We start from the raw sequence: 11,142 nt of genomic DNA, 5'->3' as shown, positions 1-11,142 counted from the left end.
TCGCCGGCCTTGACCAGCACTTCGGCGATTGTGCCGTCGCGCTCGGCATGCAATGCCGTTTCCATCTTCATCGCCTCGATCGACAGCAGCACGTCGCCGGCCTTGACCGCCTGGCCGGCGGCAACGGCAAGCGCCGAGACGACGCCGGGCATCGGCGCGCCGACATGCGCCTCGTTGCCCGGTTCAGCCTTGCGCCGCGCCTTGGCGGCGGAAGCGCCATGCGCGCGGTCCGGCACTTTGACCCGGCGCGGCTGGCCGTTGAGCTCGAAGAACACGGTGACCATGCCCTTCTCGTCGACATCGCCGATGGCCAGGCAGCGCACCACCAGCGTCTTGCCCTTCTCGATGTCGACAAAGATCTCGTCTTCCGGCTTCATGCCGTAGAAATAGGTCGGCGTCGGCAGCACGCTGACCGGCCCGTAGGTTTCCTGGGCTGCGGTAAAGTCGGAGAAAACCTTCGGGTACATCAGCCATGAGGCGAATTCGAATTCGCTGAGCTTGCGCTCGAGCTTGTCTTCGATCTCCTTGCGGCTGGCCTTGAGATTGGCCGGCTTCAGCAGGGAGCCAGGCCGGGCCGTGATTGGCCTGTCGCCCTTAAGCACCTTCTTCTGCAGTGCCTCCGGCCAACCGCCGGGCGACTGGCCGAGATCGCCGCGCAGCATCGACACCACTGAATCCGGGAAGGCGATATCCCTGGCCGGATTTTCGACATCGGCAACCGTCAGGTCCTGGCTCACCATCATCAGCGCCATGTCGCCGACAACCTTGGACGACGGCGTCACCTTGACGATGTCACCGAACATCAGATTGACGTCGTGATAGGTCTGCGCCACTTCGTGCCAGCGTGTCTCCAGACCGAGCGAGCGCGCCTGTTCCTTGAGATTGGTGAACTGCCCGCCTGGCATTTCGTGCAGGTAGACTTCCGAAGCTGGCCCCTTCAGGTCGCTCTCGAAGGCGGCATACTGGTTGCGCACCGCCTCCCAGTAGAACGAGATGTTCCTGATCCATTGCGGGTCGAGGCCCGGATCCCGCTCGGTGCCCTTCAGCGCTTCGATGATCGAGCCCAGGCAAGGCTGCGAGGTGTTGCCCGACAAGGAATCCATCGCCGCGTCGATGGCGTCGACGCCGCTGTCCACCGCCGCCAGCACCGTCGCCGCCGACAGGCCCGACGTGTCGTGCGTGTGGAAATGGATCGGCAGATCGGTCGCCTCGCGCAGCGCCGTGAACAGCACTCGTGCCGCCGCGGGCTTCAGGAGGCCGGCCATGTCCTTGACCGCGATGATATGGGCGCCCGCCGCCTGCAACTCCCTGGCCAGCGTGACATAGTATTTGAGGTCGTATTTGGCTCGGGCCGGATCGAGTATGTCGCCGGTATAGCAGATCGCCGCTTCGATCAGCTTGCCCTCGGCGCCGACCGCGTCCATGGCGACGCGCATGTTGTCGACCCAGTTCAAACAGTCGAAGACGCGGAACAGGTCGATGCCGCCGGCGGCGGCCTGTTTGACGAAATGCTCGACGACATTGTCGGGATAATTGGTGTAGCCGACGCCGTTGGCGCCGCGCAAAAGCATCTGCAGCAACAAATTGGGCGCTGCCTCGCGCACCAGCGACAGCCGTTCCCACGGGTCTTCGGTCAGGAAGCGCATGGCGACGTCGAACGTCGCTCCGCCCCAGCATTCCAGCGACAAAAGCTGCGGCAGCGCGCGCGCATAGGTGCCGGCAATGCCGGCGATGTCATATGTGCGCACCCGCGTCGCGAGCAGGGACTGGTGTCCGTCGCGCATCGTCGTGTCGGTGACGAGCACTTGCTTTTGCGCGCGCATCCAGGCCGCGAATTTCTCCGGCCCAAGTGCCTCGAGCTTCTGCTTGCTGCCGTCGGGCACATTGCCGTTGAGATAGGGCACCATGGGTGCCGCCGCATCCGCCTTCGGCTGCGGCCGGCCACGCGTCTCGGGATGGCCGTTGACGCTGACATCGGCCAGGTAGTTGAGCAGCTTGGTCGCGCGGTCCTGCCGCTTCACGCTCGCGAACAGTTCCGGCGTCGTGTCGATGAACTTGGTCGTATAGGAATTGTCGGCGAAACTCGGATGATTGATGATCGCCTCGAGGAAGGTAAGGTTGGTCGCCACGCCGCGAATACGGAACTCGCGCAGTGCGCGGTTCATGCGGGCGATGGTCTCGGCCGGCGTCGGCGCCCAGGCCGTCACCTTCTCCAGCAGCGGGTCGTAAAAACGGGTGATGACCGCACCCGAATAGGCGGTGCCGCCATCGAGGCGGATGCCAAAACCGGTGGCGCCGCGGTAGGCGGTGATGCGGCCATAGTCGGGAATGAAATTATGCTCGGGATCTTCCGTGGTGATGCGGCACTGCAGCGCGTGGCCGTTGAGCCTGATATCCTTCTGCGCCGGCACACCCGATTCCGGCGTACCGATGGCGAAACCGTCGAGAATGTGGATCTGCGCCTTGACGATGTCGATGCCGGTCACCTGCTCGGTGACGGTGTGCTCGACCTGGATGCGCGGGTTGACCTCGATGAAATAGAATTTGCCGGTGTCGGCATCCTGCAGGAACTCGACCGTGCCGGCGCCGATATAGCTCGTCTCGCGGGCGATCTTCAGCGCATAACCGCAGAGCTCCTCGCGCCGTGACATTTCGAGATACGGCGCCGGCGCCCGCTCGACCACCTTCTGGTTGCGGCGCTGGATCGAGCAATCGCGCTCGAACAGGTGCACGGCATTGCCGTGTGTGTCGCCCAGCACCTGCACCTCGACATGGCGGGCGCGCTCGATCAGCTTTTCGAGATAGACCTCGTCCTTGCCGAAGGCGGCTTTCGCTTCGCGCTTGCCCTCCGTCACCTCGCGGGCAAGATCGGCTTCCGAGCGGATGGCGCGCATGCCGCGGCCGCCGCCGCCCCACGATGCCTTCAGCATCACCGGATAGCCGATCGTCTTGGCGAGTGCCTTCACCGCCTCAATGTCGTCGGGCAACGGGTCGGTGGCGGGAATTACCGGCACGCCGACTTCGATCGCCAGGTTGCGTGCGGCGACCTTGTTGCCGAGCCTGCGCATCGTATCCGGCTTGGGTCCGATGAAAATGATGCCGGCCTTGGCGCAGGTTTCGGCGAATTCAGGGCTTTCCGACAGCAGCCCATAGCCCGGATGGATGGCATCGGCGCCCGACAGCCTGGCGACGCGGATCACTTCTTCGATCGACAGATAGCTTTCGATCGGCCCCATATCCTTGGTCAGATGCGGCCCGCGCCCGACCTGGTAGCTTTCGTCGGCCTTGAAGCGATGCAGCGAGTATTTGTCCTCCTCGGCCCAGATCGCCACGGTTTTGAGGCCGAGTTCGTTGGCCGCGCGGAAGACGCGGATGGCAATTTCGGAGCGATTGGCGACAAGGATCTTCGAAATGGCCAAGGACAAGGCTCCGGACGCTGACGGGAAGGGAACTGGCGCCATGATTAACGCGAAAATGCTGCAGTGCAAACAAAATCGAAGGAAGCAATTAAACCGATTTAGTTTGATCTGACACATTGCGAGTCCGTCCGGACGACGCCCCGCAGTCCCGATCCAGGCTTTCGGGAACTCCTATGAAAAATGCCCGGCGCGAGGCGCCGGGCACTCCATGTAGCAACGTCCGGTTATTTGCCGGGTGCGTTCTCGACATAGGTGTACTTGCCGTCGTCGCCCTTCTTCCAGGTGTACATGACGTAATCCGGACGGGTGATGTCGCCTTTCGCATCATATCCGATCTCGCCGATCGTGGTCTTCCAAGGGCCGGCCGACTTGATGGTCTCAGCTACCTTCTGAGCGTCATCGGCTGAACCGGTCTTGGCGATGGCGGCCGCGATGATTTCCATCGCCGCGTAGGAGTAGAGGGTATAGGCCTCAGGCTCGAAGCCGGCCGCGCGGAACTTCTCGACGAGCTCCTTGGCGTTCGGATTCTTGCGCGGATCCGGAGCGAACGTCATCAGCGTGCCGTCGACGGCGTCGCCGGCGATAGAGGCCAATTCGTTTGACACGATGCCGTCGCCGGACATGAAGGTTGCCTTGAGGCCCTGGTCGGCGAGCTGGCGTATGATCAGGCCGGCTTCGGTGTGCAGGCCGCCATAGTAGACGACGGAGACGCCCGCGTCCTTCATCTTGGCGATGAGGGCCGAGAAATCCTTGTCGCCGACATTGATGCCTTCATACATGGCCTCGGTCACGCCATTGGCTGCAAGCGCCTTCTTGGTTTCGTCGGCGAGGCCTTGGCCATAAGGCGTCTTGTCATGGATGACAGCGATCTTGGCATCCTTGAAGTTCGCGGCGAGATAGTCGCCAGCAACCTTGCCCTGCTGATCGTCGCGTCCGCAGGTGCGGAAGGTGTTCCACATGCCGCGTTCGGTGAACTTCGGATTGGTCGCAGCCGGGGTGATCTCGAGGATACCGTTCTCGGCATAGACTTCCGACGCCGGGATCGAAACGCCCGAGTTGAAGTGGCCGACCACGTACTTGACGCCGTCGGCGACGAACTTGTTGGCGACCGAGATGCCCTGCTTCGGATCGGAGACGTCGTCGCCGACCGTGAGCTTGACCTGCTCGCCGTTGATGCCGCCGGCCGCATTGATGTCGGCGACAGCCTGTTCGGCGCCCTTTTGCAGCTGCGCGCCGAAGGCGGCGTTCGGACCGGTGATCGGACCGGCAACGCCGACCAGGATGTCAGCCCACGCGCTTCCGCTGAACGCGACAAGCGCGGTCAGGGCGACGGCGGACAAAAGTGATTTTCTCATGTAAAACGCTCCCATTTACAGAGTGGGCGTGGATGATGCTTTCATGCGATGCCCACCTTTACTCGCAGAAAACGTACTTTGCCGATTTTCAGGCACTTGTCACGCCGATTCATCCCCGGAATGGCGTTAATGGTGAACGTCAACCTTTTGGTTTCCAACTCAAAAGCGATGCTCTTTCGTAAAGCCAATTATACTGTGTCACCATCTGGTTGGTGCGCGTGTATTGATAACCGATGAAGCCCAATATCATCAGGACGATGGTGTCGACGATGTAGTACTGCAGCGAGAACATCGTGCCGCCGAACAGTGCGTGATGGATGAACCTTACGGCGATGCCCAGGCCGAGCATGTAAGCGAACAATTGGACGAAGCTGCGCCATGTTTGGGCGCAGGCCTTGCCCGTCATCCATGCCGCCCAGCCGCCAAGCAGGCAGGTGACGAAGAAGAACTGCCAAACCGAGGGTTCCTCATAGAGAATGCCCTGCATGATGAAGACTCCTGAACTCAGTGATGGCCGCCTTCGAGATAGGCGGCGCGCACGTCCGGATCGGCGAGCAGCTCCTTGCCGGTGCCGCTCATCGTCACATTGCCGTTGACCATGACATAGCCGCGCGTGGCGAGTTTCAGCGCGCCGAAGGCGTTCTGCTCGACCAGAAACACGGTCAGCCCCTGCGTGCGGTTCAACTCGCGGATGGCGTCGAAGATCTGCTTGACGACCAGCGGCGCCAGGCCTAGCGACGGCTCGTCGAGCAGGAGCAGCTTCGGCCGCGCCATCAGCGCACGTCCGATCGACAGCATCTGCTGCTCGCCGCCCGACAGCGTGCCGCCGCGTTGGGCAATGCGTTCCTTCAGGCGCGGAAACAGCGTGAACACCTTCTCGACATCCTCGTCGTAATGCTGGAGGTTGTCGAGGCTGGCGCCCATCTGCAGGTTTTCCATCACCGTCATGCGCGGGAAGATGCGCCGTCCCTCCGGCGACTGGGCGATTCGCATGCGCGCGATCTCATGGGTCGGCAATTGGGTGATGTCGATGCCGGCGAAGGTGATGGTGCCCGCCCGCGCCCGTGGAGCACCAAAAATGGTCATCATCAGCGTCGACTTGCCGGCGCCGTTAGCGCCGATCAGCGCCACGATCTCGCCCTGCTTAACGGTGACATCGACGCCGTTCAGCGCCCTGATGTTGCCGTAGTAGGTCTGGACGCCCTTGATATCGAGCAGCGTCGTGCCGGCCATTATTTACGCCCTCCGCGCCGTTTGGAGACGCCTGGTGTATTCGGCTTTACCTGAGCCTTGGTGGCCGGCTTTGCCGCTGAGGATTTGGCCGCAGAGGGTTGCTTGGCTGCCGCCGGGGAGGCTGCCGCGGCGCTCGACCTTGCGTCGACCTGCCCGGCTTTCGAGGCGCCCTTCGACACCGTGACCCGTTCGCCCTCGCTGTGCCCGACCGTGTCGGTCACAGGTCCGGCGAGATACGAAGATGATGTGCCCGGGCCGTGCGCCGAATCCGGACCCGTGTCCAGTTGCTCGATGACGTCTTCGTCGCCGACCTCGGTCAGCACCGTCTCGACGTCCTCGTCTTCGACCCCGAGATAGGCGGCAATGACACGCGGGTCGGTGCGTACCGCATGCGGACTGCCATCCGAGATCTTGCGCCCGTATTCGAGCACCACGACATGGTCGGAAATCTGCATGACCACCGCCATGTCGTGCTCGATCAGCAGGATCGAGGTGCCGGTGTTGTCCTTGATATCCATCAGAAGCGCGTTGAGCGCCATCGATTCCTTCGGATTGAGTCCGGCCGCCGGTTCGTCGAGGCAGAGCAGCTCCGGACCCGTGCACATCGCCCGCGCGATCTCCAGGCGCCGTTGCGCGCCGTAGGGCAGGTCGCCGGCCGGATCGTCGGCTCGATCGACGAGGTCGGCCTTTTCCAGCCAGTGCCTGGCGAGGTCGATCGACTCGGCCGACGCCGTCCGGTAGCCGCTGAAGCCGAACAGGCCGAGGACGGTGTAGCCGGAAGCCTTCATCAGCTTGTTGTGCTGCGCCACCAGCAGGTTCTCGAGCAGCGTCATGCCCGAGAACAGACGAATGTTCTGGAAGGTGCGCGCCACCTTGGCGCGCGCCGGAATCTCGTGGTTCGGCAGGCGTTCGAGCAAGAAGCTCGAGCCGTCGCGCCGGCTGAGCGTGATCATGCCTTCCGACGGCTTATAGAAGCCGGTGATGCAGTTGAACACCGTGGTCTTGCCGGCACCGTTCGGCCCGATCAGCGCGGTGATCTCGCCGCGCCTGGCCTGGAAAGACAGGTCGCCGATGGCGACCAGACCGCCAAACTTCATCGACAGATGCTCGACCTGCAGGATGGCATCGTTCATGGATGGGCTCGCATCGCTCATCAGCCGTGGCCCTCCTTGGTGAAGGAGCCGGATACGGCCCTGCTCTCTTTGAGAAAGGCTGTCGGTTCACGACTGCCGACGAAGCCGCGCGGCTTCCACAGCATGACGATGACCATGGCCATGCCGAACAACAGCATGCGATAAAGCTCCGGCGTGAAGTCGGGACCGAAAACCTGCTTCAGGAAATCGAGCTCGCGCAGCACCTCGGTGCCGCCGATCATCACCATGGCAGCGACGGCAATGCCGACCAGCGAACCCATGCCGCCGAGCACGACGATGGCGAGGATGATCGCCGATTCCAGGAAGATGAAGGATTCGGGGCTGACGAAACCTTGCCGCGCGGCGAAGAACGAGCCGGCGAAGCCGCCGAACATGGCGCCGGTGGCAAAGGCGGTGAGCTTGGTGGTGGTGGTGTTGATCCCGAGCGAGCGGCAGGCGATCTCGTCCTCGCGCAGCGCTTCCCAGGCGCGACCGACGGGCATGCGCCTAAGCCTTATGGTGACGAAGGCGGTCAGCAGGCAGAGTCCCAGGATCAGGTAGTAGAGGAAGATCTTGTAGTAGGCGCTCGACGTGGCGATGTCGAAAACTTTGGCGATATAGTTCGGATCCGAGACATTGAACGTCATCAGGCCGAAAAAGGTGACCTTGGGGATGCCGGAGATACCGGCCGAGCCGTTGGTAACCTCACGCCAATTGATCAGCACGAGACGAATGATCTCGCCGAAGGCCAGCGTCACGATCGCCAGATAGTCGCCACGCAGGCGTAGCACCGGAAAACCCAGCAGCACGCCCCAGAAGGCAGCCATGGCGCCGGCGGCAGGCAGCAGGATCCAGAACGAAAGGCCGTATTGCGTACCGAGCAGCGCATAGGCATAGGCACCGACGGCGTAGAAGGCGACATAACCAAGATCGAGCAGGCCGGCGAGGCCAACGACGATGTTCAACCCCCAGGCCAGCATCACGTAGATCAGGATCTGGATGCCGAAATTGTCGACCCATTTCAGAGAACCCTGGAACCCGGCGGCCACCGATCCTCCGTACAAAGCAAGCACCAGCACGACAATGACCGGGTAGAGCGCCAGTGCCGTTATGCCCAGCGCCGAAAAATGGGCATGGATGAAGGTTCGGAAATAAAACAGCACAGAGGCGAGGGCGTAGACGATCGCCAGCGCCCTCAGGAACCGTGCATAACCGGCCAGACCGGGTCCCAGCAATCCGTCAAGGGAGCCGGCAAGGAAAACCAGCACGGCCACTGTGGCGATGGCAGCGATGAAATATTGCAGGCGGAAGAACCGCGTCGCCACGCTCTCCGGCAGCAGGCCGGTGGCGACGTCGACGATCTGCTGATTTGCCAGGAAGGGCTGTCCGTAGGCGACGTAGAGAAAACGCCCGGCCATGGTCAGCACAACCACGACGGCAAGAAGCAACCAGCGCTGTACAAGGATCAGTTCGTTGGAGATGTTCTGATCGGTCCTCAGGCCGATGAACAGCACGAACAGGCCGAGCGCAATGGCGCCGGCATAGAGCGCTTCGCGGGTGGCGCGCTGCATGGGGGTGGCGACGATGTCGCGCTCCGGAGATGCGGTGACCGCCATTGTCTCAGACCTTTTCGACTTCTGGCCGGCCGAGAATGCCGGAAGGCAGGAAGATCAGCACGATCGCCAGGATGGAGAAGGCAGCGACGTCCTTGTAATCGATCGAGAAATAAGCCGACCACATGCTTTCGATGAAGCCGATCATCAACCCGCCGAGCACGGCGCCGGGCAACGAGCCGATGCCGCCGAGCACCGCGGCAGTAAATGCCTTCACACCGGGCGTAAAGCCATCGGAAAACACCACCACACCGTAATACATCAGGAACAACGTGCCGGCGACGGCGGCAAGGGCGGCGCCCATGATGAAGGTGATCGAGATGGTGCGATCGACGTCGATGCCGAGCAGTGCGGCCATCTTGCGGTCCTGCTCGCACGCCCTTTGGGCTCGACCCAGCGAGGTCTTGTTGACCAGGTACCAGAACAGCGCCAGCAGGACTATGGTGACCAGGACGATGATGATCTGCTTCAGCGACACGCTGATGCCTTCGATGTTGTAGACCTTGGACACCATCGGCGGGACCGGCTTGTTGCGCGGCCCTTGCGTCACCTGGACGAAATTGGACAGCGCAATCGACATGCCGATTGCGGTGATCAGCGGCGCCAGCCGGAACGAACCGCGCAAAGGCCGGTAGGCCACCTTCTCGATCGTCCAATTGTACATGCTGGTCAACAGCATTGCGACGATCATCATGACCAGGAGCGCGATCACCACCGGTACCGAATAGAACAACGCGCCGAGGATAAGGAAAACGATGAGGGCGGCGAAAGCGCCGATCATGAAGATGTCGCCATGGGCGAAATTGATCATGCCGATGATGCCGTACACCATCGTATAGCCGATCGCTATCAGTCCATAGATCGATCCCAGCGTCAGCCCATTGATAAGCTGCTGGACAAAATACTGCATGCTGTCGTCGCTCCCCTGGAATGTCGCCCATGCAGACGCATTCCTTTTCGTATTTCCCCTAGTCGTAAAGTTTCGAGCCCGGATTGCAACGTCATTTTTTAATCGGCATGCGTGATTTTGAAGCACGCATTCGGATTGCCCGTTCTTCCCTTCCCGGCCTCTGGACTATCGCGGACCCTATCATTGGCATAACACAATGTCTTTGGCGATTCGTCGTCAAAATGCACGCCGTTTCGAAGGAATCGCCGTCAAAACAAGTTGATGAGCGGGATCGTTGCGCCGCGTGAGCAATCGATCTTTGCGTTCCCTTTCATTTCCCCTGCGTCAGGATGCTCTCTATTTGACGATGAATCCGTGCGCGAACGGATCGCGGTCGTCGATGAAGATCGTGTTCAATCCGGTCATGCGCGCCCAGCCGCCGATCGAGGGAATGATCGCCGGCTTGTCCGCCACCGTGACTTCCTTCTCGACCCTGCCTTTGAACAGCGAGCCGATGATCGATTCGTGGACGAAATCGTCGCCAGTCCTAAGCTTGCCCTTGGCGTGAAGCTGCGCCATCCGCGCCGAGGTGCCGGTGCCGCAAGGCGAGCGGTCGATCGCCTTGTCGCCGTAGAAGACGGCGTTGCGCGCATCCGCCTGGCTGTCGGTCGGCGCACCCGTCCACAGCATATGCGAAAGCCGGTCGATGCCAGGATTCTCGGGATGCACGAAGGCGTACTTCTCGTTGAGCCGCTGCCGCACCACCGGGCTCCAGGCGATGAGGTCGCCGGCGGAATGGTCGGCCATGTCGCGATAGTTCTTCTGCGGCTCGACGATGGCGTAGAAATTGCCGCCATAGGCGACGTCGACGATGATCTCGCCGAGCTGCGGACATTCCACCGTCAGTCCCTCGGCATGGAGGAAGGACGGCACGTTGGTGATTCGCACCTCCTCGACATATTCGCCGACCTGTTTGTATTCGGCGGTGACCAGGCCGGCCGGTGTGTCCAGCCTGAGCAAACCCGGCGTCTTCGGCTTGATCAGCCCGTGCTCGATGGCCATCGTCACGGTGCCGATGGTGCCATGACCGCACATTGGCAGACACCCCGAAGTTTCGATGAACAGGATGGCGATGTCACAATCGGGCCGCGTCGGCGCATAGAGGATCGAGCCGGACATCACGTCATGGCCCCGCGGCTCGAACATCAGCCCGGTGCGGATCCAGTCGTATTCGGCCAGGAAATGCGCGCGCCGCTCCATCATCGTCGCGCCCTGGAGCAGCGGTCCGCCGCCGGCGACCAGCCGCACCGGATTGCCGCAGGTGTGACCGTCGATGCAGAAGAAGGAGTGGCGCGCCATGTCTAGCTCCCGTCAGAAGCGGTTCGGGGAAAACGGAGAAAGATCAAACATCGGATTTTGGCCGAGAATGAGATCGCGGACCAGGCGCCCGGTGGCAGCTGCCTGGGTCAGGCCGAGATGGCCGTGGCCGAAGGCATAGAC

Annotated in this window: 7 protein-coding genes and 3 pseudogenes; all 10 read right to left on the bottom strand. The window is 61.9% G+C overall.

Annotation, left to right across the window (positions count from 1 at the left end):
- A partial coding sequence (gene pyc / locus EOA86_RS07455; RefSeq protein ID WP_128341114.1) for a pyruvate carboxylase occupies positions 1-3,419 on the bottom strand: 3,419 nt, incomplete at its 3' end.
- Between the two features lie 224 nt (positions 3,420-3,643).
- Positions 3,644-4,774 (bottom strand): branched-chain amino acid ABC transporter substrate-binding protein, encoded by a 1,131-nt coding sequence (locus EOA86_RS07450; protein ID WP_029348955.1) that lies wholly within the window; start codon positions 4,772-4,774, stop codon positions 3,644-3,646.
- A 139-nt stretch (positions 4,775-4,913) separates the two neighbouring features.
- On the bottom strand, positions 4,914-5,261 hold the full coding sequence (locus EOA86_RS07445; RefSeq protein WP_029348956.1) for a DUF6867 family protein: 348 nt from the start codon (positions 5,259-5,261) through the stop codon (positions 4,914-4,916).
- Positions 5,262-5,278: 17 nt separating this feature from the next.
- Positions 5,279-6,007, bottom strand: coding sequence for an ABC transporter ATP-binding protein (locus tag EOA86_RS07440; RefSeq protein ID WP_065011220.1), 729 nt, complete (start codon positions 6,005-6,007; stop codon positions 5,279-5,281).
- Positions 6,007-7,140 carry an ABC transporter ATP-binding protein gene (locus EOA86_RS07435; protein WP_281035639.1) on the bottom strand — a complete coding sequence of 378 codons (1,134 nt, stop codon included), beginning with the start codon at positions 7,138-7,140 and terminating at the stop codon, positions 6,007-6,009. Before EOA86_RS07435 ends, EOA86_RS07440 begins: the two co-directional genes overlap by 1 nt.
- A gap of 20 nt (positions 7,141-7,160) precedes the next feature.
- Positions 7,161-8,288: pseudogene (gene livM, locus EOA86_RS07430) on the bottom strand (high-affinity branched-chain amino acid ABC transporter permease LivM); the annotation flags it as partial.
- A gap of 144 nt (positions 8,289-8,432) precedes the next feature.
- Positions 8,433-8,711: pseudogene (locus EOA86_RS41450) on the bottom strand (DUF3382 domain-containing protein); the annotation flags it as partial.
- A 49-nt stretch (positions 8,712-8,760) separates the two neighbouring features.
- The gene (locus EOA86_RS07425) at positions 8,761-9,663 is read right to left on the bottom strand and encodes a branched-chain amino acid ABC transporter permease (protein WP_065011217.1); all 903 of its coding nucleotides are present in this window, start codon (positions 9,661-9,663) and stop codon (positions 8,761-8,763) included.
- A 336-nt stretch (positions 9,664-9,999) separates the two neighbouring features.
- Positions 10,000-11,001: a 4-hydroxyproline epimerase gene (locus EOA86_RS07420; RefSeq protein ID WP_128341112.1), complete on the bottom strand. Its 1,002-nt coding sequence runs from the start codon at positions 10,999-11,001 to the stop codon at positions 10,000-10,002.
- A 12-nt stretch (positions 11,002-11,013) separates the two neighbouring features.
- Positions 11,014-11,142, bottom strand: a pseudogene (locus tag EOA86_RS40030) (FAD-binding oxidoreductase); the annotation flags it as partial.

It is taken from the genome of Mesorhizobium sp. M5C.F.Ca.IN.020.32.2.1, from assembly GCF_004023105.1.
Lineage (GTDB): Bacteria > Pseudomonadota > Alphaproteobacteria > Rhizobiales > Rhizobiaceae > Mesorhizobium > Mesorhizobium wenxiniae.
The sequence above is the reverse complement of the archived record's forward strand: the minus strand, read 5'-3'. Positions and strand labels throughout refer to the sequence as shown.

What these genes read in the sequence shown, in the direction of transcription:
- EOA86_RS07420 (WP_128341112.1), bottom strand. Translation starts at nt 11,001, where the DNA reads ATGGCGCGCCACTCCTTCTTCTGCATCGACGGTCACACCTGCGGCAAT.
- EOA86_RS07435 (WP_281035639.1), bottom strand. Translation starts at nt 7,140, where the DNA reads ATGAACGATGCCATCCTGCAGGTCGAGCATCTGTCGATGAAGTTTGGC.
- EOA86_RS07450 (WP_029348955.1), bottom strand. Translation starts at nt 4,774, where the DNA reads ATGAGAAAATCACTTTTGTCCGCCGTCGCCCTGACCGCGCTTGTCGCG.
- EOA86_RS07445 (WP_029348956.1), bottom strand. Translation starts at nt 5,261, where the DNA reads ATGCAGGGCATTCTCTATGAGGAACCCTCGGTTTGGCAGTTCTTCTTC.
- EOA86_RS07425 (WP_065011217.1), bottom strand. Translation starts at nt 9,663, where the DNA reads ATGCAGTATTTTGTCCAGCAGCTTATCAATGGGCTGACGCTGGGATCG.
- EOA86_RS07440 (WP_065011220.1), bottom strand. Translation starts at nt 6,007, where the DNA reads ATGGCCGGCACGACGCTGCTCGATATCAAGGGCGTCCAGACCTACTAC.